The organism is Brucella sp., from assembly GCF_032066345.1.
In the GTDB taxonomy this organism is placed as follows: Bacteria; Pseudomonadota; Alphaproteobacteria; order Rhizobiales; family Rhizobiaceae; genus Brucella; species Brucella pseudogrignonensis.
Genome location: NZ_DAMBKZ010000018.1, coordinates 56,232 through 81,164 on the forward strand (window position 1 = coordinate 56,232; position 24,933 = coordinate 81,164).

The window sequence follows — 24,933 nt, forward strand, 5'->3', positions numbered from 1 at the left end:
ACATGGCGAGAACATCAGAGCATCTGCCAACCGTCGACATTGTGATACCCAATTATAATTATGGACACTATCTGCTTGAATGCGCCAATAGCGTCCTGTCACAAACTGGCGTGGTGGTCAGACTGTTGATCATCGACAACGCCTCCACCGACAACAGTGCAGCCCTGGCCCGCACATTGGCCGCCAATGACCTGCGGGTTGAACTGTTGCTGAGATCCGAAAATCTCGGGCCGCACGCCTCCTTCAACCAGGCGATCGATTGGGCCCGTTCGGAGTTTTTTCTCATTTTATGCGCTGATGACCTCTTGTCGTCGGGCGCCTTGGCGCGCAGTGCTCAACTGCTTCGGCACTGTCCGGATGTCCATCTTGCATTTGGCGTTGCCCAATCAATTGCAGCCCATGAGAGGCGACCGCAAAGCGCTGCCTTTGCTCATCGTGGCGATTGGGATATTGTCGAAGGTAAGCGATTTATCGAATGCGCATGCCGACACGCTTTCAATCCGGTGGCCGGGCCCACCGCTCTGGTGCGCACCGAAATACAAAAGCGGGTCGGCTATTATCGACCAGAGCTTACCCACACCGATGATCTCGAAATGTGGTTACGGTTCGCTTTATGGGGCAATGTTGCCTCAACGCGCAATGTGCAGGCCTACGCACGCATTCATAACGCCAATCAATCGGCCAAAGTCGCTGGCATCATGAACTGGAATAACGAATTCGAAGCCGCATTTCGCTCGTTCTTTGAACAGGAAGGGCGCGAGATGGCCGGGGCATCGCGTTACTTTGAGGTGGCCCGCACCTGCCTCACAAAACGCGCCTATTGGTCGGCCTTCGCCAGTTTCATGCGTGGAGAAAAAGGTGCAGCAAGATTGATGGCCTTCGCTCTGAAGCGACGCCCGCTGCTGGCACTGCTGCCACCGGTTGACTATCTGCTGGAACGGAGGCACCGATACCAGTCAGTCCGTAGCTGAGATATCACAGCATCAGAGTCCGTAAAACCTCTTCCTGTTCGCGCAGGCGATGACGATAGATGGTCACGCCACGCTCCACGACCGTCGCCAGTTCCGCGCGACACGCGAAAACCTGATCAATCTGCTCAAGCAGATGTTGCGTATCGAAGGTCTCAATGTGATGACAATAGGCACCCAATCCTGTGTCATTGAGCAAAGCATCGTTTTTTTTCGCGTAACCGATCGATATTGCGGGCCTTGTCATCGCCAGAGCGCAGACGATGTTATGATAGCGGCTCGCAACCACTATATCGGTCAGGGCTATCTGTTGCATGAGTTCCTGGAGCGATGCGGGCGGTTCGAAGATCACATTGCCTTTATCGCGATGGCGGAGGCGGGATTGCAGATCTTTCACCGCCGCCAGATCGCCCTGATCACCGATCAGCAGACGCACTTGCCGTCCCTGATCAAGCAAACCATCCACCAGGATACCCATTTTGTTCAGATAGGTCTGATAGATCGCCGCACCGTCCTGCGCGTTCTTGCGCCAGCCCCGGTAATTCATCACGCCGAGCCCGATCCGCTCATCGGCGCTGTTTGTAAGCACATCCTCGGCGGGTGGAAGCGCGAATGCGATATCTGCACTCACGGCGTCGCAGCGCGCGCTCACACCCAGTGAGCGCATGAAGTCATAGGACACCTGGTCCCGATAGGAACGATGGGCGGCGAGCAAAGCGGCCCTGCGAATGAACGCGCGACTGAGCGGATGCGTGACCGGACCCGCGCCGATGGAAACAAAGGCAAAACGCGCGCCTGCAAGCCGGGCAGCAATCGACCAACGCAAAATCGCAAATGGCCAGCCAAACGGGTTCTCGTTGAAGTCATCGAGAATGCCCGTCCCCGGAACGATAATCAGATCAAGCCCTTGGGCCAGCGTCAAAGCGCCGATGAAGCCGGTCAGTCTGCGGGGCAAGTTGAAGAGCAACCTGTTGAGCAAGCGCAGATAGCCGTGTGTGGAAGCGGCTTGCCCGACAGCAGCCGCCTCAATGCGAAATTTCGGGGCGATGATCTTCGGGTCGGAGCAAATGCAGATAAGCTGCGCATCGGGTGAAATCCGGTTCAAAACATGCAGCATCGCCTCCAGCGAGCCATCATTGCCGGTATTGCCAGAACCGAACTGACCGAAAAGACCTATTTTCATAGACGTGTCTCCAACACCGTCAGAGAAACTAATCTGCGAATGGAAATTGTGAAAACTGGCAGAAGGGTGAAGACCCCCCTCTTATGTAGGAGGGGCTCTACCCCTGATAGCCAGAATGCGTGCGGGCGCAATTTCGCTACACTGCAATGCGGTATATCAAACGCCCCCCGATATACTGGAGTAAGGCTTCGAGGGATCCGTCCCTCGAAGTCCTCGTTCCATCTCAACCACCGGGGCATCGGGTTGCGCTCATGAAATGTGCTTACTTTGTCCGTCCGCATATTGGTGGAACCTACTCGGTATTTACGCGATTGTGTTCGTCTCTCAAGGAAAATGGGGTTGAACTGCGCTGGCTGGCTGCGGGCGCTGCGGGGGAAACGATCTCCTTTCCGCCCGAAGGGCAGGGCCTGCAGGACACGCTGCGCAAAGGCGATGCCATCGATCAGATGGGGGTGTTGGACGAACAAACCCGTGCCCGGAGAATGATTGGCTTTCTGCGCGAAAATGATTTCAAGGCAGTGTTCGTCAATGTGCTTTCAAGCCGGTTTGAAACCAATCTCGTCCGCTATCTTCCCGAGGATATCCTGCGCGTCATGATTGTTCACAACATCACGCCGGGGACTTATGCTGCCGCACGCGAAATCCGCGATCATGTCCATGCAACTGTCGGTGTCTCCCAGCGCTGTCGCGATGATCTGGTCAAGAGTTACGGCTTTGACCCTCAGAGAATGCTGGTTATCCCCCATGGCTTAAACCGCGCCCCAAATTCCCGGCCTGCCCTGCGGCAGGCGGCGGGGCACGCGCCGCTGCGTCTGCTTTATCTGGGCCGGATCGAAGATAATTCCAAAGGTGTGTTCTGGCTGCCGCAGATCCTGCGCGCGCTTCGCTCTCCCTGCCAACTGACGGTGGCTGGAGACGGGCCGGACCTTGCCGAATTGCGCAGCCGTCTCCAGGAATTCGGCGACAGGGTCACCTTTACCAGTTGGATCGCTCCCGCGGATATTCCCTGGCTCGTCAGCCAGCATGACCTGATGATCATGCCCTCCAGATTTGAAGGGTTTGGCCTCACATTGATTGAAGCAATGAGCCAGGGTTGTCCGGCGGTCGTGTCGAAGATTGCAGGCGTCACCGACCTGATTGTCACCCATGGCGAGGACGGGTTGCTGTTTAATGTGGGTGACGTCAAGCAGGCGGCGCGCCATATTGACCTCGTTGCACAGGATCCGCGTTTGCGGAGCAAAATGTCTGAAGCTGCCATTGTCAAAGTGGCAATTGCCTTCGACAATCAACGCGTCGGCAAGTCCTATGCAGCGCTGTTGGAAAACCTTGTCGCAAGCCCGCCCGACATCGCTCCCGCCTTGCCGATGGCGCAATGGACAATGCCAAAGGCACTTCATTCCAGCCTGCGCAGTCGGCTGCCTAAGCCAGTCAAGAACTGGTTGCGCGAGATGAGAGAACGCCTGAACACCGCCTTCACACCTGTCTGATGGAATAACCAGCGAAGGACAAGGACATGAACCTTTTCACCTCCCGGTTTCACAATTCTCAATTGCTCAGAAGCAAAGCCCATGCGCTTATTCCCGGTGGTTGTCACACCTATGCGAAAGGAGACGATCAATATCCCGTGCTTTCGCCCGGGTTTATACAACGCGGCTCGGGTTCGCATGTCTTTGATGTCGATGGCAACCAATATATCGAATATGGCATGGGCAATCGTGCGGTGGGTCTTGGCCACGCTTATCCTCCCGTGCTGCAGGCTGTTCGCGATGCGTTGCAGGACGGCTGCAATTTCACCCGTCCAAGCGCGATTGAGATTGAATGCGCCGAGAGTTTCCTGGAATTGATCGATGGCGCGGAAATGGTCAAATTCTGCAAGGATGGATCGGATGCAACTTCGGCTGCCGTCCGTCTCGCGCGCGCCTATACAGGACGTGACATGATCGCCTGTTGCGCGGACCACCCGTTCTTTTCGACCGATGACTGGTTCATTGGCACAACCAGGATGAATGCTGGGATCCCTGCTGCAGTTTCCGCCTTGACCACGGCATTCCGCTATAATGACCTTGGCTCGGTGGAAGCCCTTTTTGAAAATTATCCCGGAAGAATTGCCGCCCTCATACTCGAACCCGCGCGCATGGACGAGCCGCAGGCGGATTTTCTGCATCAGGCAAGACGGATCGCTCATGAAAACGGTGCCCTGTTTATTCTTGACGAGATGATCACCGGGTTCCGCTTTCACATGCGCGGCGCGCAGCGGCTTTATGATATCGAGCCGGATCTTTCCTGCTTTGGCAAGGCATTGGGCAATGGCTTTGCAATTTCCGCCCTGGCTGGCAAGGCAGCCTATATGCAATTGGGTGGGCTTACACAGACCGACTATGCCCGCGTCTTTCTGCTTTCCACCACCCATGGGGCGGAAACCCATGCAATGGCAGCGGCGATCGCAACCATGAAGGTCTACCGCGATGAGCCGGTTATTGAACGCCTTTACCAGCAGGGCCAACAGCTCGCTCAAGGTGTCGAGAGCGCGATTGCCAATCATGGTCTGGGACAGCATGTGCGTTTGATGGGCCGCCCCTGCTGCCTTGCCTATGCAACATTGGATGGTAACGGAGAAGCATCACAGGCGTTCCGCAGCCTTTTCCTGCAGGAAACGATCCGACGCGGTATTCTTATGCCTTCCCTGGTCGTCAGCTATACCCATAGTGATACCGATATCGCGCGGACCGTTGAAGCCATCGACGGTGCGCTTGGCATCTATGCAAGAGCCCTCAATGACGGTGTCGAGACCTATCTCACCGGCCGCCCCTCGCAACTGGTCTATCGTCGGTTCAACAGCGCGCCGGCCAATCCGCTCACCCGATGAGGATCGCGCGTTCCGGCCTGATGATTATCCTGTTGCTGGTTCTGTTTGCAGTAAAATTGCCGTCCGTCTTCCCCGTTGTCGTGCGTGGTGATCAACGGCTGTTGGAAAATGCTGATGGCCGACCCTTTCTGCTGCTTGGCGACGCCGCATGGTCACTGATTGCGGAACTGGGTCGCCAAGACACAGAAACCTATCTCGATGACCGCGCCAAGCGTGGCTTCAATGCCATCCTGGTCAATCTTGTCGAACACCAGTTTTCAAGCAACCCGCCGGCCAATGCCTTTGGCGACCGGCCGTTTCCGCAGCAGCCGTTTGCAGCGCTGGGAAAGAATTATTTTGATCATGCGGCATGGGTCATTGATCAGGCATCAAGAAGAGGCATGCTTGTGTTTCTCGTCCCGGCCTATCTTGGCGTCAATGGCGGTGAACAAGGCTGGTACAGAGAGGCTGCGGCGGCAGGTCCCGCAAAAATGAGAGCCTATGGCGAAGCGGTCGCACGGCGGTTCGCACGATACCCCAATATCGTCTGGGTGCTTGGCGGTGATTTTGATGCGCCTGACAAGTCCCTTGTTTCGCAACTGGCCGAAGGGATTGCCGCCGCTTCAGCCGGCGCGCTTCAGACTGTCCATGCGAGCCGCGATACGCCCGGCGTCGATCTGTGGGGTGGGGAGCGCTGGTTCTCGATGGACGCAGTCTATACCTATGGCGACGTTCACAAGACGATATTGCAGCAAAGCAGCCGCAGCAGACTACCGGTGATATTGCTGGAGGGCGCCTACGAATATGAACGTGACACAACGGCACGGATGATCCGGCGCAATGCCTATGGTGCCATGTTGGGCGGTGCAGCCGGTCAGTTTTTTGGTAACAATCCCGTCTGGCATTTTTCCGGGCCGGGCGTGTTTGCGTCCGATCAGGACTGGCAAGAGGCACTCGACAGTCCTGGTGCACGATCCATGGCGGTGTTGAAGACCATCTTCGAGAGAATTGACTGGTTTCGATTGCAGCCCGATCGTGACGGGTCGATCACCGATGTCGAGGGGAGCTACGCCGCCGCCTGGCCCGATCACCGGCTCATCGCGATTTACGGTGATGCGGGTCAGTTTCAGGTCAAGGCGGACGTTGTCAACGGATCAGCCTCCGCCTTATGGGTGGATCCCGCCTCCGGTCAAGCGATCACTGCAAACAAGCCGCAATTGCGGCAAGGCTTGCAAATCTATCAGACCCCACCCGATCGCAACAATGTCCCCAACAGCGACTGGCTGTTGCTGATCGGCAGTGCGCCAGCGATCGGGCTCCTTCAAAAGCGGTAGAGCCTACGACCTTTCATGTCTTTGTTAACCGCTTGTCCGAAGCCAGCAATCCTTCGGTCAACTCGTTCTTGCTGCGCATGCGCGCTAGCGTGCTGTCATCATCAAGTTGAGGAGTTTGCCATGAAGGTGCTTGTTACGGGACATCAAGGCTACATCGGGTCCGTCATGGTCCCGATGCTGATCAGCGCAGGCCATGAGGTTGCTGGATATGATTCCGGTCTGTATCGACACTGCCTGTTTGAAGAAGGAGGCTCGGTGATCGATGTGCCGACAATCCGCAAGGATGTGCGCGATGTCACCGCTCATGATCTTCAAGGCTTTGATGCTGTCATTCATCTTGCCGCTTTGTCGAATGATCCGCTGGGCAATCTCAATGAGGATCTCACCTATGCAATCAATCATCACGCAAGCGTTGCCATGGCGAAGGCGGCCAAATCTGCTGGCGTGAGACGATTTCTTTTTGCCTCCTCCTGCAGCAATTACGGCATCAGTGATGCGGCGTTAATCGACGAGACGGGAGAGCTTAATCCGGTCACCGCTTATGGCCGCTCCAAGGTCAGGGCCGAGCGCGATATCAGTGCGCTCGCAGACGAAAGCTTCTGTCCTGTATACATGAGACCGGCAACCGCCTATGGCGTGTCGCCCTTTCTGCGCTTCGATATCGTGTTAAACAATCTGGTCGCCTGGGCGGTTACCAAAGGATTGATCTATCTCAAATCCGATGGCACGCCATGGCGGCCGATCGTCCATATTCGAGACATTGCACGGGCTTTCATAGCGGCTATGGAAGCCGAGCGGGACACCGTGTTTAACCAGGCGTTCAATGTCGGTTCGACCGACCATAATTATCGTATTCGTGACATTGCAGCCATCGTTGCTGACACGGTTCCGGACTGCCGCATTGACTATGCCGAGGATGCCGGTCCCGATACGCGTTCATATCGCGTCAGTTTCGAGAAACTTGCCCGCCTGCTGCCACAGGCACGACCGCAATGGGATGCGGTGGCCGGCGCACAGGAACTGCTTGCGGCCTATTGTCGTTCATCGCTGACACTTGAAGAATTTGAAGGCCCGCGTTTCCAGCGTATTGCCCATATCAAAAAGCTGCTTGCGCAAGGCGAGCTCGATGGCAATTTGCGCCGCACCGTTGAAGATGTCGCTCTGTTCAGGGCAAGCGCGTGATGGATAGTGGATATGATCGAGGGGTTGGGTCCAACCGGCCGCAAGACAGCGCAATCGGTCATGAAATTCACGCGCTCGCCACACGGCTCTTCCCGATCTGCCGCAGCCTGACCGGAGAGGGGGTGCGGCAGACACTGGCGATAATCGGCGAGCAATTGCCGCTCGATATGCACAGAATGAAGAGTGGAGACCAAGTTTTTGATTGGCAGGTACCGAGCGAATGGTTGATCCGTGACGCTTTCATAGCCGATGATGCGGGCCGTCGGATTGTCGATTTCAACCACAACAATCTCCATGTCGTTAACTTCAGTGTACCGGTCTGGAGCCGCATGCGTTTGACGGAATTGCGTGGCCATATCCATACATTGCCGGAGCAACCCGACTGCATCCCTTACCGAACCTGCTATCACAATGCCGACTGGGGCTTCTGTATGGCCCATAACGCGTTGCTTGAGATGCAGGATGATCACTATCAGGTGGTGATCGACGCCGAACATCGGGAGGGCTGGCTCGACTATGGAGAGTTCATCCACAAAGGCTCCAGCAAGGATGTGTTTCTGATTTCAACGCATCTTTGCCATCCGTCGCTCGCCAATGACAATTGCTCGGGGCTTGCGCTTCTCAGCTTCCTGGGCGCGGCATTAAAGCGGCGTCAAACCCGCTTGACCTATCGTCTGTTATTTGGTCCTGCAACCTTTGGAGCGCTTGCCTGGCTCAGACAGAACGAAGCGCAGCTGCCGCTGGTTAAACATGGGCTCGTGCTATCCTGTGTGGGGGACGGCGGCGGACCAAACTATAAGCGAAGTCGACGTGGCAATGCCGAAATTGATCAGATCATGGCCTATCTGTTGCCGCGCGCGGGTCTTCCCGACGCCAGGCTCCATGACTTCTGGCCCTACGGTTACGACGAACGGCAATTTTGCTCACCCGGCTTCAATTTGCCGGTCGGGTCATTCCAGCGCAGCCTCTATGGCAGTTTTCCCGAATATCACACGTCGAGCGACAATCTCGATTTCATAAAAGCGGACTATCTGCGACAATCCTATCATCTCGTCATGCAGGCCATTGATCTGGCTGAACGCAACTGGACCCCCGTCAATACTGCGCCCAAAGGTGAACCGCAACTCGGACGCAGAGGGTTGTTTGAGCATAGAGATGGCAAACAAGCGCCAGCGAACTATGCGATGGCTCTTCTGTGGGTGCTGAACCTGTCAGACGGCACCCACACAGTTCTCGACATGGCCGCGCGCTCTGAAATCGATTTTGAAACACTCTATTACGCCGCGCAAAGACTTTGCGCGGTTGGCCTCCTCGATCCCGCCTGACTCAAAGATGCGGCCAGCTCCTGTCCTTCTCTGACATGATGCTCGGCTTGTCCGGCCAGGGGATCCCCAAAGCAGGATCATCGTAGCGAATACCCGTTGCAAAATCGGGTGCATAGGGTCGGGAAATCATATAGCGCAGCAACACATCATCGGTGAGCGTTTGAAAGCCGTGCGCACAGCCCTCCGGAATATAAAGCTCCACACCGTTGCCCGCTGACAGTTCAAGCCCCGTCCAATGGCGGTAGGTGGGTGAATCGGGTCTCAAATCAACCAGCACGTCCCAGATGATACCCTGCAGACAGGTGACAAGCTTGGTTTCTGAATGCGGTTCATTCTGATAATGCAATCCACGCAATGTGCCTTTTTCTCGCGAGAACGAGAGACTATGCTGCGGGAAACTGGTTTCCATGCCGCGTTCCTTGAATTCCGCTTCGCAATAGACACGTGCAAACCAGCCGCGTTCATCCTCAATCCGTTCCGGCTCGATGGACCAGGCGCCCTGAATGTTCAGCGGTAGAAAACGCATCTTTTTTGCCTCGCAAGCCTCACGCAGCCATTCTGACAGCTTTCCCGCAGCGCGATAGGGTTGTTTTGGGCTCACAGGCCTGCACCATAGCCCATCATCCCCCTATCCAGAAGAGGTAGCGCAACCTGCGCCTTTTGACCGATACGAAGGTTCAAGGGAGCGTCTCCCATAGCCCGACAGCGGATAGGACCGGCCGATGGGATAGAGGATGCGCTCCTCTTTGCAGTCTCGGAAATATTGGGCCCAACCAGTAGCTTTGCTTATCCGAACTAGATCGGCACTAGGACCCGGAATTTAACGGGACCGGGCAGGGCGAGGTATCTTTATGACCATCCAGACGCCGGGCATATCGCGGAGTACAAGCATGGCCCAACAACAAGTCGGTTGCCGCTTGTGCGGAACGCTTCTCAGGCACAGTTTTGTTGACCTGGGAATGTCCCCCCCATGCGAGAGCTTCATAACGGCCGAACAATGTGATCAAATGGAGCCCTATTATCCGCTCTATGCTCTGGTCTGTGACCATTGTTTTCTCGTGCAGCTGAAGGAATATTTCAGCCCTGCCGATATTTTTACCGAATATGCCTATTTTTCATCCTTTGCCACAAGCTGGGTCAATCACGCCAGAACCTATTGTGAGGCGATCACCGAAAGGCTCGATCTGAACGGGGATAGTTTCGTCGTCGAAATTGCCAGCAATGATGGCTATCTGCTGCAACATTTCATCCCGAAGGCCATCCCGATCCTCGGCATTGAACCTGCGGCAAATGTCGCGGAAGCGGCACGGGCAAAAGGGGTTCCCACATTGGTCGAATTCTTTGGCACGCGCCTTGCCGCGCAGATGAGTGCCGATGGAAAAAAGGCTGACCTGATCATCGGCAACAATGTTCTCGCACAGGTCCCCGACCTCAATGATTTTGTGCGCGGGATGCAATTGCTGCTCAAGCCGGAAGGGGTCATCACCCTTGAGTTTCCGCATCTGGCCAATCTGATTGAACACAATCAGTTCGATACGATCTATCACGAACATTTCTCCTATTTCTCCTTGCTGACCATCCGTTACATGGCGCACCGACACCACCTCAAGGTGATCGATGTGGAGGAGCTGCCCACCCATGGTGGTTCCCTTCGCGTCTATCTCGCCCATAATTCCAGCAAGCGAAAGGCCAGCCCCCGCGTGGGAGCTTTGCTCAAAAGAGAACAGGCCTTTGGTCTCAACGACATTGCGACCTATGAACAGTTTTCAGAGAAAACCCGTCGGACCAAACGCGACCTGCTGTCATTTCTGATTGCAGCAAAGAATGCGGGCAAGCGCATCTGTGGCTATGGCGCGCCGGGCAAGGGTAATACCCTGCTCAATTATTGCGGTATCGGGACCGACTTTCTCGATTTCACGGTTGATCGCAATCCTTACAAGCACGGACGCTTTACGCCCGGGATGCATATTCCGATCTTTGAGCCATCGGTCATCGACAGTTTCAAACCCGATTATATTCTGATCCTGCCTTGGAACTTCAAGGAGGAAATCATCCGGCAGATGCAGCATGTGGTGGAATGGGGTGGCAAGTTCATCATACCGATCCCACACGTGACCTTGATTGATCCTGCCTTGTTCACAGAGGAGCGCTAAGTCATGAAAGTGGTTCTTTTCTGCGGTGGTCTTGGTACCAGAATACGCGAATATTCCGAAAATGTGCCCAAGCCGATGATCCCACTCGGACATCAACCCATTCTCCATCACGTCATGGAATATTATTCTGACTATGGACATAATGAGTTCGTCCTTTGTCTGGGCTACAAGGCCAATGTTGTCAAAGACTTCTTTCTCAACATCCGCCCCCAGACCTTTGCCGATTGCGTCGTCTCCGACGGCGGCCGCAATGTCCGCTTGCTCGAAGATGTCGATCGCGACTGGAGTGTCACGCTGCTCGATACCGGGATATGGCGCAATATCGGGGAACGATTGTGGAGTGCACGTGCCCATGTCCAGGGCGAGGATATGTTTCTTGCCAATTATAGTGATGGCTTGAGCGATGTCGATCTTGATGACATGAAGCAGCGGTTCGAACAAAGTGGGAAGCTTGCCTGCTTCCTGGCGGTTCGCCCTCCGCTGACCTATCACCTTGCCGATATTGCTGAAGATGGCGCGGTCCATGCGTTCCGGACCTCCAATACCTCGGATATCTGGATCAATGGCGGCTACTTCCTGTTTCGCAAGGAAATATTCGACTATATGCGCGAGGGCGAGGAACTGGTACTCGAACCGTTCACACGCCTGATCGCCGACAATCAGCTGATGGCCTACAAGTATGAGGGCTTCTGGCGCTCGATGGACACATTGCGTGACTGGCAGACACTGGAGGACATGGTCGAAAAGGGCGATATGCCATGGAAAAAGCATCGGACACAGATGCAGGCCGCAAATATCGCGATTGCATTATGATCGATCTCTCGCGTCTTTCGGAGCGAAAAATACCGCTGAAGCTTCTCTGTTTGGGCGCACATTCAGACGATATTGAAATCGGCTGTGGCGGCACTGTCCTGAGCCTGATTGCAACCGGGGTGCCGCTGGATATTGAATGGTGTGTTTTGTCGGGTAATGAACTCAGACAGGCAGAAGCACTGGCTGCTGCGCGTGGCTTTACCAGTGGAGCGCATCGCTGCTCCATTCAGCAGGCTCATTTTGAGGACAGTTATTTTCCAGCTCACGCCCGGCAGATCAAAGCCTGGCTGATGGCGCTACGCGACCGCTTCACACCGGACCTCATCTTCACACATGGCGGCGCAGACGCCCATCAGGACCATCGCACGGTTCAGGAACTGACCTGGAACGTGTTTCGCGATCAGCTTGTGCTGGAATATGAAATTCCCAAATGGGATGGAGATCTCGGGCAGCCCAACAGCTATGTCGCGCTGAGCGCAGATATCCTCGATGAGAAAATCAACCTGCTCATGCAGCATTTCAGCTCTCAGCGTTCAAAGGACTGGTTTGACCCCGAGACATTTCGCGCGATTGCCCGTCTTCGCGGCATGGAATGCCGCGCCCCCGATCGCTTCGCGGAAGCCTTTCATGCGCGCAAACTGCGACTTCTCTAACCCATCATGGCTGCAATTCTCAGCCTCCGATATTCGCAGCGGGACAGTCAGTGATGCATCGGGTCGGACTTTGTGCGCCTGAAGATCAGTTCACCAATCGGGATGGCGGAGGTGGCTGCGGGTGAGGGGGCATTGCAGACATGCAAGCTTCGCGGCGTTTGCAAAAGCTTGAAATCATGGATGAGGCTACCCGTGCTGGAAACAGCCTGCGCGCGGATGCCGGCTCGATAGGGAAGCAGATCATTGAGCTCGAGCGATGGACAGTATTTTCTGCATTTTTCGAGATAGCTTGATTTGAACAGACTGTCCCTGATTTCCTCTGCACCAGAAGCAAGATGCTGCCGCATCACCTTCCAGAAGCCCGAAAAGCCCATATAGGTGGCAATATCCCGCATGCTGGTGGAAAATTTGCCATAGCCTTCACGGGAAAGTCCCAGGACCGCATTCGGTCCCACCGTCAAACTGCCATCGATCATCGGCGTCAGATGGATTCCGAGAAATGGCATGGCGGGATCAGGCACCGGATAGATCATGCGCTCTACAAGCCTGCTCAGTTGCGGACGCAACGCATAATATTCGCCGCGAAACGGGATGATCTGAAAATCCACACTCAAGCCCGACTGCCGTGCCAGCCGGTCGGCCTGCAGACCGGCGCAGGCGATCGCATAGCGGCTTTCCACAATGCCCTGATCGGTATGAATGCGAACACAATCAGCGCGCTCCTCAAGCGCTGTGACACGCATGCCCAGCTTGATCGTGCCACCGCCTTGTTTGATCAAAGCGCCCATCGTCGTCGAGATCGCCTGATAATCGACAATACCACTTTGTTCAACAAACAGTGCCTTGAGGCCGCTGATCGAGGGTTCCATTTCCTTCAACTGATCCCGCTCAACCATTCGACATTTTATGGCATTCGCTGCGGCGTTTTCCTGTAGCGCTTCAAGGCGTTGCAGTTCGAGCGGACTGGTCGCCACCACCAGTTTGCCCGGCGTGCGGTAAAAAATTCCGTACTGATCACAAAACGCCTTGGTGGCCCGCTCCCCGGCGCGGCAGAGTTCTGCCTTCAGGCTTCCTGGCTGGTAATAAATGCCCGCGTGAATGACGCCGCTATTATGACCGGTCTGATGTCCGGCAAGATGCTCTTCCTTTTCGAGCAGCAGAACACGGGCGTCCGGCTCACCGCGGGATATCGCCCAGGCTGTTGCCAGCCCGACGATCCCGCCTCCCACGATGCAGTAGTCGAACATGATTTCGCTCAATGAGTTATTATGCTAGCTAATAGTAGTTGCATGCGCGATTTTCGGGGTCAATCAGCCTTTGGGCGACAGCGATGCGCCTTTGGTTGATAAGGATCACCTGGCACAAAACAACAGTGCCACTCCGGTGATCGACGCTGTTAGAAGGCGGTTGCTTCGAAGAAGCCGTGCGAGATGGCTCCGTCCGCCACGCAAATTGCGGCTTGCTTTCATCGCCATGACCGGTGCAACAAAGAGATGGTCATTGGCCTTACCCGGCCATCAATATCTGTATCGATCAGGAGGGGCGCGCCTTGGTCGCCAATAAGAACCAGCTTTCGGATCTCGCCGTCTTCCTGATGATCGTTCGCCATCGCAGCTTTCGCAAGGCGGCAGATCAGCTTGATGTCTCGGTCTCCGCGCTCAGTCACCGCATGAAGGCACTGGAAAGCCATCTTGGAATACGTCTCCTCAACCGAACCAGCCGCAGTGTCGCACCCACCGCAGCCGGCGCGGTGCTGGCCGAAAAAGTCGCTGCAGGCCTCGATATCATCAATAGCGGGCTCGAAGAGTTACAGGGGCAGTTCAGCGGGATCGCCGCAAGCGTGCGCATCAATGTGCTCAAGGATGCCGTGCCGCTGCTGCTGCAGTCGGTCCTTCCGGTATTCTGCGAGCGCTACCCTAATATTGAACTGGAAATCGCCGCCGAGGATAACTTTCTGGATGTCACGGCCGAGGGCTTTGATGCCGGGCTGAGATATGCCGGATCCATCCCGGAAGACATGATCGCAGTGCCTGTCAGCACGACGCTCAACTGGGTGGCTGTGGCATCGCCCCTCTATCTTGCCCGTGCCGGCCATCCCGAACACCCGGGTGATCTCATCAATCACGCCTGCATCCGCATCAGAACCGGGCGCGGGCAGATCTACCATTGGGAGTTTGATCGTGGCGACGCCCATCTTAAGATCGATGTGCCTGGCTCACTGATATCCGGATCCACCGATATTTCCATCGCAGCAGCGCTGTCAGGTGCCGGCATTGCCTATTGCCTTGAAAAACTCGCCGAACCCTATGTGGCGGCAGGGCGCTTGAAGATCCTGATGCCGGAATGGGCCTCTCCCGGACCACCGCTGAGCTTCTATTATTCAAGTCGTCGCCAATTGCCCTATGGATTGCAGATGCTGATCAAGACCATACGGGAACTGCAACCGCTTCATCGTTGAGGAGAACTAAACGATCCATTGAATTTGCGGTGATTGATTCAACCATTCGAGGCGGGTATTGCTTGAAGGTGACAGGGCAGCCAGCCCGCAGGAATGAAACGGAGAGCACATGTATATCCCTGATGCGCAGCGCTATGAAGCTGTCGACTATCGCGCAACCGGACGCTGGGGTTTGAAACTGCCACCGATCTCGCTGGGTCTCTGGCAGAATTTCGGTGGCGCAGATGTGTTTGAAACCGGCCGCGCGATTATCCGGCGGGCATTTGATCGCGGCGTCACTCATTTCGATCTCGCCAATAATTACGGTCCCCCCTTTGGCTCGGCCGAAGAGAATTTCGGCACCGTGCTCAAGAAAGATTTTCGCGACCATCGTGATGAGCTGGTGATTTCGACAAAGGCCGGCTGGGATATGTGGTCCGGTCCCTATGGTCGCGGCGGCTCGCGCAAGCACGTGCTGGCATCGCTTGATCAGAGCCTTGCGCGCATGGGGTTGGATTACGTCGATATTTTCTACTCGCACCGTCCGACCAATGATGTCCCGCTCGAGGAAACCGTGAGTGCTCTGGTGCAGATGGTTCGCCAGGGCAAGGCACTTTATATCGGTGTTTCCTCCTATAATCCTCAGCGCACACGCGAAATCGAAGCATTGTTACGCGCAGAAGGCGTGCCGCTGCTGATCCATCAGCCGTCCTACTCGATGCTCAACCGCTGGGTGGAAGGTGAACTCCTCGCAACACTCGATGATCTGGGAACCGGTTGCATTGCGTTCTCGCCCTTGGCACAGGGTCTCCTGACATCAAAATATCTTGGCGGTGTCCCCACCGATGCACGCGTATCAAAGGGCGGGTCGTTTAACGAACGACTGCTGAGCGAAGACAATCTTGCGCGGGTGCGAGAACTCAACAAGATCGCGCAAAGCAGAGGCCAATCTCTGGCACAGATGGCGATTGCCTGGGTGCTACGGGACCCGCGTGTAACCTCCGCTCTCATCGGAGCGCGCACGGTCGCGCAGCTTGATGACTCGCTCGATGCGCTCAACCACCTGGCATTCTCTGACGAAGAACTCAAGGAGATCGACCGTCATGCCGGTGAAGGAAGCATCGACCTGTGGCGTGATGTGATGCAGCAGAACTAAGAAAAAAGCCCTCTTGTTGTTGGCATTCAAGAGGGCTTGTTTCACTCAGGATCCGGAGCGCAGTTTCTCGCCGCTGCGAAAATCGTGGTAGATATCCTCGCGTGTTTGCGGGACGGCTGAGATGCCGCGTTTCCGCTTGGAAGCCACGGTCTGATTAATCTGAACGGTACCCCGTTCAAAAGCCAGGGCGCAACCCGCCAGATACAACACCCATAGGCGCGCCTTCGCATAGCCGACTTCAGCGACCGCCTGTTCGAAATTGGCGCTGAGCCGCTCACACCATAGTCGACAGGTGCGGCCATAATGTTCACGCAGATTTTCAGCATCGTGAACTTCGAAGCCGTGCCCTTCCAAATTCTCGATCGTCATGCCCAGATGATCCAGTTCCCCACCGGGGAAAATATATTTCACCAATGCGAGATGCTCGGCACTCTTGCGATTGAAGGCTTTCTTATTCCGCTTCATGCGACGGGTGATGGCGTGGTGCATATAAAGACCACCCGGCCGCAATAACCTGTTCACGGCCGTAAAATAGGTGTCGTAGTTTTCAATGCCAACATGCTCGAACATGCCCACCGACGAAATCTTGTCGAACTGATCATTAAGTTCAGCATAGGACTTGACGTGGATGGTGATCCTGTCTTCAAGACCTGCGGCCCGAATGCGCTCGCGCGCCAATGCCGTCTGCGCTTCCGACAGAGAGACACCCGTTCCCACAACGCCATAGTTTTGCGCAGCATAGATAAGCAAAGCGCCCCAGCCGCAACCAATATCGAGCAGACGATCGCCGGGCTGAAGTCGCAGCTTGCGGCAGATGAGCTCGAGCTTGTCCTGTTGTGCCTGGTCAATGTCATTGGCCCAGTCGGTGAAGTAGCCACATGTGTAGACCATGCGCTCGTCAAGGAACAATTGGTAGAAGGCATTAGAGACGTCATAGTGATGGGTGATCGCCTCCTTGTTGGAGCCGCTGACAAAAGGTGCTTTACCAACCACTGCCGACCGCGCGGCTGATTTTCCAGCAAAAACAAGCGCCGGCAGGTCCTTCAACAACTGCCATTTTGGCAATTCCTTGATGCGCTGCTTGAGTTTTCCGTCAATCTTCGCATTGGCCAGATCAAAAATAGTGCCACTCCTGACATCGACACGGCCCGAAACCCAGATGTCGATCAGGGAATCGTAATTTGGCTTGAGGAGAAGTTGTCGAACGATCGTCGGATCATTGATAACCAAGGCAGCCCCATCGAAATTGCCGATGCGCGTCCCGTCCCACAATTCAATATTGAACTGTGGACGGATGGTCTCGATCACGGTTTTGATGATCCGCACCGACCTGGATTGAGCAACCATTCATCGCCTCTTTCATCTTTTAAGCCAAAGGCTGTAAAATTAAATCGATGCACAATGCTTAGAAGATTTTTTCACAACTTCAACGCGTTGATGGATTCTAACGATAAATAAGCGCCGCCGCGCCGTCATTCCCGGCTCAATTTTTCGCGAGGCTGCACGCCCGTAGCGTTCTCACACGGCTGATCTGCAATCATGCTGCTGTAAAATCGATCGTGCTTAAAGAAGTGCGCGCCCGGCTTCCGCGACAATCGTTTTGGTCAACAGCGACAGTCGGTCTGCCGCGAGCCGGTTGATCTGCCAGTACAAAGGCGTATCCAGCGTTTGAGCGGGAAGAAGCTCCACGAGCCGTCCCGTCGCCAGATGATCCTTGACCAGATGAACAGGATTCATGCCCCAGCCCATTCCCATCAGGCATGCATCGACAAATCCGTGGCTGGAGGGGAGCCAGTGGAGAGGCCCCTGCACGTCTTCGCCCAAGGTTTGTTTGATCCAGCTCGATTGCAGACGGTCCTTCTGATTGAATGTCAACGAAGGGGCTGCGGCGAGCGCTTTGGCCGTCACGCCCGCAGGAAAATTACGCGCCACAAATTCTGGGCTGGCTGTTGCATGGTATCGCAGTTTACCAAGGGAAAGGCGCTTGCAGCCGGCTATCGGCTTTTCTGCGCTTGTAACGGCGCCAATAACCTGGCCGCGTGCGAGCCAATCTGCGGTAAACTCCTGATCATCTGTTGAAATCTTTAAAAGATAATCCGATGTCTTTGTGAATGCGGCAGCGGCTGTGAGAAACCAGGTCGCCAGACTATCGGCATTGGCGGCGATGTGGAGCGTGACCTGCTGGCAGGCGTCGGTTTCACGGGCAAGGGAAGGCAGGTTTTTGAAAAGCTCGGTTTCAAGAATGCCGACATTTTCCATGTGTCTGCAAAGCCATTCGCCCTTTTCTGTTGCAACACAGGGGGTCGCCCGGATCACAAGCGTCGTTCCGACACGTTCTTCAAGCTGCCTGATGCGCTGGGAGACCGCCGACGGTGTGACATTCAACAGCTGAGCGGCGCGTTCGAAGCTGCCGCAGTGAACGATGGTTTGCAAAACCCGCAGCGCGGCATAGTCGATCATGGGTTAGTTGCCCTTAACTTGCATTAGGATATTTAATTAGGCTAAAGCAATTCCGGCGTCTATGGCATTCTCGATTTGTTTTCGAAAGAGATGCACCGATGGATCCAGCAATCTACATCACGGGCCTGTCCGTTGGGCTCAGTCTGATTATCGCCATTGGAGCACAAAATGCCTTTGTGCTGCGCCAAGGCATTCGCCGGCAACATGTCTTCGCTGTCAGTCTTACCTGCGCGCTTTCCGATGCCGTGCTGATTGTCATCGGTGTCACCAGCTTCCAGAAAATCGTCACGCTTCTGCCCTTTGTGGATCCCGTCATGCGCTATGGCGGTGCGGCCTTTCTGATCTGGTATGGGCTCAAGAGTTTTTACGCGGCACTTCGTTCATCAGGCGCATTGGACGTTGAACAGGCGACGGCAACCAGTTTCACCAGAACCATTGCCATGTGTCTGGCGCTGACCTGGCTCAATCCGCATGTCTATCTGGATACTGTTGTCTTGCTCGGAACAATTTCGACACGGTTCCCGGGGCAGCAGTTCGAATTTGCGGCCGGTGCTGTCACCGGCTCATTTCTGTTCTTTTTCACGCTCGGCTATGGAGCCGTCTGGCTGCGACCGATCTTTGCCCGCCCGCATGCCTGGCGCATTCTTGAAGCAATCATCGGCTTCGTGATGTGGTTCATCGCCTTCAAACTGCTGCGCGGTCTTTGATAAGACAATGACAAATTCGCCATACTGCTTGGCGATAAGGCCGATGGGTTGCTGGTTTGCCCCTCATATCGGCGGGGTCGGTGGTTGGCACATCTGCAAATCGCGCAGGCATGAAACGGCTGTGCTGATGTCTTACCCGAAGACGCATGCGGCCGCACACTGCACCGGTCTTGTTACGACCGGTTGCAGATCGGCCTTTCCATGTCTAGGTCAACAGCGTTTTCGTTCCAAATAGCAGCATGGATGCGGGCTCACGCATGCTGTAAGCCACCTTCAAGGCCAGGATGAGAGAGGATCATAGGCCGTTTTTTGGCTTTTTAAGAGCAGCAGAGAGCTTTGCAGAGAGCGCGACGTCATTGATGGGTTTGCGCACCACATCAATCTGTCTGAGGCTTTCGGGAATAGAGGAATGATCACTATAACCGGTCATGAAAATGAAGGGTATCCCCAATGCCGTGAGCTGTTCTGCAACTGTCTCCGAGGTGATCGAACCAAGGTTGAAATCAAGAATTGCCACTTGCGGCCGGAATGTCAGCAACATTTGCAGTGCTTCCTCTGGATCACCGGCAAGCCGGACATCCTCAGCACCCATCGACCGCAACGTGTCCTCCACATCCATCGCAATCAGACTTTGGTCTTCGACAACCAGAATGGATGCATGATCAAGCGGCAAGAGCGCGGGTGCCTGCATCGCTTTAACATCGGGCTGCTCAATATCTGCAGCTGCGACTGAGCTCGCCGGAATCACAAAAGTGGCAAACAACCCTGTCGATCGGTGCTCAATGTGTACCTTGCCGCGCAGATCGTATTCGAAAGAACTTCTGATGAGCTTTGTGCCAAATCCGGTGCGTGTCGGTTGCACGACAACCGGCCCACCGGTTTCAAGCCAGCTGATTTCGCATTCTCCCGTGGGCAAGAGTTTCCAGTGAATGCGCAATTGACCCAGCGGCGTGGAAAGCGCGCCATATTTGGCAGCATTGGTCATCATCTCGTGTATCACAAGCGAAAGGACACCATAGGCCCGTTGATCGAGACCAAGAGGCGGGCCTTCTATGATCACTTTGTCCGGAGCTGCATTATCGCGATAAAGATCAGCTTCGGTTTCAACCAAAGTGCCAATCAGGCCGCTCTTTGAGCCATCGAGTGATTGATCATGCGCCGAGGCGAGCGCGCGAAGCCGCCCTTCCAGAGTTTGCCCGTAGTCTTCAACACTCTGAGCACCCATCCCGGTCTGTCGGGCGATGGATTTGACAAGCGACAGGATATTTTTAACCCGGTGATTGAGTTCTGCATTTAAGATACGGCGGCGCTGATCGGTGCGAATGCGTTCCTTTTCCGAAATCTCGCTCTGCCGAAGGATGACATCGCGCAAATAGGTGGCAATGGCGCGGGCTACCGACAGATCGACCTCAGTCCACGGCGTGGATTGCCCGCGCACATCTTCGCGCCAGGTCTCAAAACTGCCGCGCGGTGTCAGCCGCTCCCCAAACGGTGTTAACACAACGGTCTTGGCCGGCTCACCAGCCCACTCGACCTGATGTGCCTCCTCGTTGCGGAACAGAACAAGATATTCCCCAAAGGTGACGGACAGCGGAATGGCGATCATTCCGGCAACATTTGCGATAGGGTGGTCAAGATGGCTTCCCAGATGCGCAGTCGACCAGACATCACCGGGGGCTTGCTTCTTGGCAATCTCTAACAGCGCGCGGGTGGTCTGCTCATCCAGTGCATCCCCCGTCTGAAACCAGTGATCATTCATCCACAGCGCTGCGCCATGGCTGGAGACAAGCTTGGCAAATTCCGGCAATTGCGCGATCAGATCGTCACGCATCGAGTTGTTTGTGCTCAACCGAGACACAAGTTCATCAAGTTTGGTCCGCACCTCGGCTGCGGCCCGGAGTGTCGCTCTGCGCTCGCAGGCGGCTATGTGCAAGGAGAAATACTGCCCAAACAGTTCAGCGCCAATGCGCAAAGGCAATGGGGTCACTTTGGGCGTGTCATGATGACAGGCAATCAGGCCCCAGAGCGCCCCATCAACAATAATCGATATCGAAAGTGAAGCCGCTACACCCATATTGTTGAGATACTGGCAATGAATTGGCGAAACGCTGCGCAATTGCGCAAAAGACATGTCGACCGGATCCGCACCCACTTCGAGCGCTGGTATGAGCTCCACAGGACGCGAGGCCGTATCCGAGATCATTCTTATCGTATTGCTGATATAGAGTTTCCGCGCTTGCACCGGTATGTCGCTTGCAGGAAAATGTTGTCCGAGAAAGCTGCCAAGTGCGGATGATTTCGCTTCGGCTATGACGCGACCCGCGCCATTGTGCAAAAAGCGATAAACCATCACCCGGTCATATCCGAGCATGGCCCGGACAAGTTTTGCCGCAACCGAAGCAGCCCGTTCGACGCTGTCTTCCCGGCCAAGGCGATGGATGACGGATCGGGTCAGATCGAGCGCCTGCCTTGCGGTCTGGCCACGATCCGGGCAGCGTTCAAACTCGACAAATGTCTTGCCCTGATGCGTGTGAACCATTGCATCAAAAAGACCCGCAACGCCCGGCAACCGGAATCCGATGATGATCGAAGACAGGCCTGGCTCGCGCGCCTTGGCGGCCGCATTGCGAAAATCATGGGCATTTTTTTCGCCAACAATCAAAGAAATGTCCATGCCAGGGATCAAATCACCCTGATAACCCGTTAGGGAAGGGACGTTGGATGAGGCATACATCAAACGCTGACGGAACGGATCAATCACCAGCATTGCACCATGTGACTGAATTGAGCCCGGAATGTGGATAGGTTCTCGATCGCAATTGGTTAGATTGACAGGCTCGGATATGGACATTTCAGACGGCACACTTTCTCACAAAGACAATGAGGAACAATGTTTATTGGCGGGGAAGAAGGTGGGAGTGACGGGTTTCAATCGCGGCAACTGTGTCGTCCAGTCTGCTTCTACTCGTCTTGAAATATTCCAGGGATCAGCAATTTCAGATTTTCCAATCAGTTATCGATGTTATGTCTAAAAGTAACATAGGCGGAGGTTATCGTCTGTCCACTAATGGACGCTCTGCATGAAATAGGGATGGATTTCAATGAATGTTCAGGCGCTGCAAGATTTCTCCGACAATCTTCTTTTGATGATGTTGAGCGAGAGTGACCGTCAAAAGCTAGCCCCTCACACCATGATATTCGAGCTTGATGCCTTAACCATCCTGCATAAAGCAGGTGATGATGTCGTCCATACCTGGTTTCCCTGCGGTCCGGCGATGGCCAGTTTTCAGCGCTGGGTCGATGATGACAATCCAGCCGTAGAAATCGCGCTGATTGGCCGGGAAGGTGCGATCGGTGGCATCGTTTCCAATGGCAGTCTGCCAGCCTATGCCACCGCTTTGGTGCGCAATCCGGGTCGCTTCTATCGTATCAAAACCGCAGCGCTTGAACAGGTGAAGACGGAATCCATTGCTTTGCGGCACTGGTTTGCCCGCTATTCCGACTGTCTGATGGCTCAGGTGTTTCAGACCGCCGCCTGCAATGCCACCCATACAATCACCCAACGCACCGCCAAATGGTTGCTGGCAGCGGCCGCACGAACCAGTTCCGATCATTTTGAACTGACCCATGATCAACTCTCGGAAATGCTCGGTGTCGGCAGGACATTCGTCACACGCACCATCGGCCAGTTGCGCGCTGAAGGCGTTATCTCCACCGGCAGGGGCGTGGTCACAATCCAAGACGAGACGGCATTGCGAAAGAAATCCTGCAATTGTACCGCCGCAATTGAAGAGCATTACGACGCGGTCATGCACGGAATATATTGAAGGATTCAAACGGTTTCAGATTTCAAGGAGTAGATTTTCGAATGGATCAACAGATGACGAATGCGTTTACCGCTGTGCCTAGCGGACTTGGACAATTATGGGCTCTGGCAATTCAATATGGTCTCTCTTTACTGGGTGCCATTATCCTGCTGGTCGGTGGCTGGCTGATCGCCCGTTTTCTCAGTGGCTGGGCCTATCGGGGTCTGTCGAATGTACGTGGCATCGACGAGACGCTGGCGCGCTTTTTCTCACGCGTTCTACATTATGCCCTGCTGTTGCTGGTGCTGGTGATGGTTCTCGGCCAGTTCGGCGTTCAGACAGCCTCTATCATCGCGGCGCTGGGTGCTGCAGGTCTGGCGATAGGACTGGCATTGCAAGGAACACTGCAGAATATCGCTGCCGGCATCATGTTGCTGGTGCTACGGCCATTCCGGGTCGGCGAATATATCGAGACTGCCTCGGTAAAAGGTACGATTTCCGAAGTCGGTCTGTTTGCGACCGAACTTAAAACTGAAGACGGACTTTATCTGATGGCGCCCAATTCCACTTTGTGGAACACGCCGATCACCAATTTCAGCCGCGAAGCACAGCGTCGCCAGTTGTTATCCATTGCTGTTGCTGCAGATAGCGATATCCAATCCGTAAAACAGACCGTCGCGCAGATCATAAAATCCGATCAGCGGGTTAGTAGCAACCCCGCTCCGCGCGTCATGTCAGACGATCTCACCGCCGACAAAATTACCTTGCGCATCGAATATTGGGCAAGCTCGCGCGATTTTTATCAGACCAGGAATGATATCATTGATACCCTGAAGGCCGGCCTGAGCGACAACGCTATCACCCTGCGCTGACCCTGAGCTGAAAGCAGGGCAGGCGTTCTCGCTTGATGCAAATTGGTCCTGGCATGATTGTGCCAGGACTGCCTGGCTTGGCAGCGAGCAAATGGGCCGCTCGTCTATCGTCTCTGTTCCCCTCCTCCTGTCGCCAGATAATGACGCAATCTGGGAACCATGAAATCGAGAAAGATCCGGACCCGATGTGGCAAGCGTTCGCCGCCCATGAACACGGCGTGTAAATCCTCCGTATCGCCGCTCGTCTCCTCTGTCAGGATTTCAACCAGGGCACCGGATTTCAGCTCATGACGGATATGATATTCGCCCAATTGTGCAATGCCCATTCCCAATACCGCCATTCGCCTCACCGTCTCGCCATTATTGGCAAGCAGGCGCTGGTCGGTCACGCTATCCAGCGTCCGACGACTATTGCGCAATGCAGAAACTTGGGTTGAGCGTCGGAAATTGAAACCGAGACATTGATGAGCGCCCAATTCCCGGAGGGTCGCGGGCGTGCCATGTCTTTCCAGATAATGGGGGGAGGCGACGATCCTGCGCCGCGCGGTTCCCAGCTTGGTGGCAGTCAGAGAAGAGTCGCCCAGAACGCCGATGCGAAAGGCGACATCGGTCCGGTCGAGATAGAGATCGATCACTTCGTCCGATAATGACAGATCCACGACGATATTGGGGTGCAGCCGCCAGAATTCAGGCAGCAATGGCTCGACTGCGACGGTCGCAAAACCGACCGATGATGTAATGCGAACAAGACCGCCTGTGCCCCGTCCACCGCGCGAGACGTCGCGCTCGATATCGTCGAGGTCTGCAAGCAATCCCTGGCCGCGCTCGTAATATCGGCGCCCCTCAGCCGTCAGGGAAAGACTGCGGGTGGATCGTTCCAGAAGCCGAACGCCCAATCGCGCCTCAAGACGGCTAATCAACTTTGACACAGACGAGGGCGCCATATGCAGCTGCCGCGCCGCCTCGGAGAAATTTCCGGTGTCGACAACACGTAAGAACACATCCATCTCTCCAGCACGATTATCCATCTGCATCACCT

21 protein-coding genes are annotated in these 24,933 nt (G+C 55.1%); 14 read left to right on the top strand and 7 right to left on the bottom strand.

Annotation, left to right across the window (positions count from 1 at the left end):
- The first annotated feature begins 2 nt into the window (after nt 1-2).
- Nucleotides 3-971 carry a glycosyltransferase gene (locus RT142_RS19115; protein ID WP_171380226.1) on the top strand — a complete coding sequence of 323 codons (969 nt, stop codon included), beginning with the start codon at nt 3-5 and terminating at the stop codon, nt 969-971.
- A gap of 4 nt (nt 972-975) precedes the next feature.
- On the opposite strand, the gene RT142_RS19120 is transcribed toward RT142_RS19115, so the two are convergent.
- Nucleotides 976-2,151: a polysaccharide pyruvyl transferase family protein gene (locus RT142_RS19120; RefSeq protein ID WP_171380225.1), complete on the bottom strand. Its 1,176-nt coding sequence runs from the start codon at nt 2,149-2,151 to the stop codon at nt 976-978.
- 251 nt (nt 2,152-2,402) lie between these two features.
- Here RT142_RS19120 and RT142_RS19125 point away from each other — a divergent pair, with 251 nt between their 5' ends.
- The 5 genes from RT142_RS19125 to RT142_RS19145 all read left to right on the top strand — a co-directional run bounded on the left by RT142_RS19125 (nt 2,403) and on the right by RT142_RS19145 (nt 8,837).
- Nucleotides 2,403-3,638, top strand: coding sequence for a glycosyltransferase family 4 protein (locus RT142_RS19125; RefSeq protein ID WP_313030753.1), 1,236 nt, complete (start codon nt 2,403-2,405; stop codon nt 3,636-3,638).
- A gap of 26 nt (nt 3,639-3,664) precedes the next feature.
- Complete coding sequence (locus RT142_RS19130; protein WP_171380223.1) at nt 3,665-5,017, top strand: glutamate-1-semialdehyde 2,1-aminomutase; 1,353 nt, start codon at nt 3,665-3,667, stop codon at nt 5,015-5,017.
- Nucleotides 5,014-6,330, top strand: a complete 1,317-nt coding sequence (locus tag RT142_RS19135; protein ID WP_235972508.1) for a DUF4038 domain-containing protein — start codon at nt 5,014-5,016, stop codon at nt 6,328-6,330. Before RT142_RS19130 ends, RT142_RS19135 begins: the two co-directional genes overlap by 4 nt.
- A 120-nt stretch (nt 6,331-6,450) precedes the next feature.
- Nucleotides 6,451-7,512: an NAD-dependent epimerase/dehydratase family protein gene (locus RT142_RS19140; protein WP_171380222.1), complete on the top strand. Its 1,062-nt coding sequence runs from the start codon at nt 6,451-6,453 to the stop codon at nt 7,510-7,512.
- Nucleotides 7,512-8,837, top strand: a complete 1,326-nt coding sequence (locus RT142_RS19145) for a DUF4910 domain-containing protein (RefSeq protein WP_235972557.1) — start codon at nt 7,512-7,514, stop codon at nt 8,835-8,837. The genes RT142_RS19140 and RT142_RS19145 overlap by 1 nt, the downstream gene beginning before the upstream one ends.
- Nucleotide 8,838: 1 nt before the next feature.
- On the opposite strand, the gene rfbC is transcribed toward RT142_RS19145, so the two are convergent.
- On the bottom strand, nt 8,839-9,363 hold the full coding sequence (rfbC, locus tag RT142_RS19150; RefSeq protein WP_171380221.1) for a dTDP-4-dehydrorhamnose 3,5-epimerase: 525 nt from the start codon (nt 9,361-9,363) through the stop codon (nt 8,839-8,841).
- A 325-nt stretch (nt 9,364-9,688) separates the two neighbouring features.
- Between rfbC and RT142_RS19155 the strand changes: the two genes are divergently transcribed.
- From RT142_RS19155 to RT142_RS19165, 3 genes are read left to right on the top strand one after another with little or no spacing between them, the layout of a single operon-like run.
- Complete coding sequence (locus RT142_RS19155; protein WP_313030758.1) at nt 9,689-10,990, top strand: class I SAM-dependent methyltransferase; 1,302 nt, start codon at nt 9,689-9,691, stop codon at nt 10,988-10,990.
- Nucleotides 10,991-10,993: 3 nt separating this feature from the next.
- Nucleotides 10,994-11,803 (top strand): sugar phosphate nucleotidyltransferase, encoded by an 810-nt coding sequence (locus tag RT142_RS19160; protein ID WP_313030761.1) that lies wholly within the window; start codon nt 10,994-10,996, stop codon nt 11,801-11,803.
- Nucleotides 11,800-12,456 (top strand): PIG-L deacetylase family protein, encoded by a 657-nt coding sequence (locus tag RT142_RS19165; RefSeq protein ID WP_313030792.1) that lies wholly within the window; start codon nt 11,800-11,802, stop codon nt 12,454-12,456. Before RT142_RS19160 ends, RT142_RS19165 begins: the two co-directional genes overlap by 4 nt.
- Nucleotides 12,457-12,503: 47 nt before the next feature.
- Here the strand turns inward: RT142_RS19165 and lhgO are convergent, their stop codons facing one another.
- Entirely contained in the window at nt 12,504-13,703 is a 1,200-nt protein-coding gene (gene lhgO / locus RT142_RS19170; RefSeq protein WP_313030763.1) for an L-2-hydroxyglutarate oxidase, read from the bottom strand.
- Between the two features lie 302 nt (nt 13,704-14,005).
- Here lhgO and RT142_RS19175 point away from each other — a divergent pair, with 302 nt between their 5' ends.
- Together RT142_RS19175 and mgrA are read left to right on the top strand one after the other, a co-directional pair.
- Nucleotides 14,006-14,914: a LysR family transcriptional regulator gene (locus RT142_RS19175; RefSeq protein WP_313030766.1), complete on the top strand. Its 909-nt coding sequence runs from the start codon at nt 14,006-14,008 to the stop codon at nt 14,912-14,914.
- Between the two features lie 109 nt (nt 14,915-15,023).
- A complete protein-coding gene (gene mgrA / locus RT142_RS19180; protein ID WP_064322784.1) occupies nt 15,024-16,049 on the top strand; it encodes an L-glyceraldehyde 3-phosphate reductase in 1,026 nt (341 codons plus the stop codon).
- Between the two features lie 45 nt (nt 16,050-16,094).
- On the opposite strand, the gene RT142_RS19185 is transcribed toward mgrA, so the two are convergent.
- The gene (locus RT142_RS19185) at nt 16,095-17,396 is read right to left on the bottom strand and encodes an SAM-dependent methyltransferase (protein ID WP_094543906.1); all 1,302 of its coding nucleotides are present in this window, start codon (nt 17,394-17,396) and stop codon (nt 16,095-16,097) included.
- Between the two features lie 216 nt (nt 17,397-17,612).
- Nucleotides 17,613-18,509, bottom strand: a complete 897-nt coding sequence (locus RT142_RS19190) for a LysR family transcriptional regulator ArgP (RefSeq protein ID WP_094543907.1) — start codon at nt 18,507-18,509, stop codon at nt 17,613-17,615.
- Nucleotides 18,510-18,607: 98 nt separating this feature from the next.
- Here RT142_RS19190 and RT142_RS19195 point away from each other — a divergent pair, with 98 nt between their 5' ends.
- Nucleotides 18,608-19,216, top strand: coding sequence for a LysE/ArgO family amino acid transporter (locus tag RT142_RS19195; RefSeq protein ID WP_094543908.1), 609 nt, complete (start codon nt 18,608-18,610; stop codon nt 19,214-19,216).
- Between the two features lie 295 nt (nt 19,217-19,511).
- Here the strand turns inward: RT142_RS19195 and RT142_RS19200 are convergent, their stop codons facing one another.
- Nucleotides 19,512-22,067: an HWE histidine kinase domain-containing protein gene (locus RT142_RS19200; RefSeq protein WP_094543909.1), complete on the bottom strand. Its 2,556-nt coding sequence runs from the start codon at nt 22,065-22,067 to the stop codon at nt 19,512-19,514.
- 250 nt (nt 22,068-22,317) lie between these two features.
- Here RT142_RS19200 and RT142_RS19205 point away from each other — a divergent pair, with 250 nt between their 5' ends.
- On the top strand, nt 22,318-23,043 hold the full coding sequence (locus RT142_RS19205) for a Crp/Fnr family transcriptional regulator (RefSeq protein WP_007880540.1): 726 nt from the start codon (nt 22,318-22,320) through the stop codon (nt 23,041-23,043).
- A 41-nt stretch (nt 23,044-23,084) separates the two neighbouring features.
- Nucleotides 23,085-23,894 (top strand): mechanosensitive ion channel family protein, encoded by an 810-nt coding sequence (locus tag RT142_RS19210; protein ID WP_007880539.1) that lies wholly within the window; start codon nt 23,085-23,087, stop codon nt 23,892-23,894.
- A gap of 104 nt (nt 23,895-23,998) precedes the next feature.
- Here the strand turns inward: RT142_RS19210 and RT142_RS19215 are convergent, their stop codons facing one another.
- Complete coding sequence (locus RT142_RS19215) at nt 23,999-24,922, bottom strand: LysR family transcriptional regulator (RefSeq protein ID WP_094543915.1); 924 nt, start codon at nt 24,920-24,922, stop codon at nt 23,999-24,001.
- Nucleotides 24,923-24,933 lie beyond the last annotated feature (11 nt).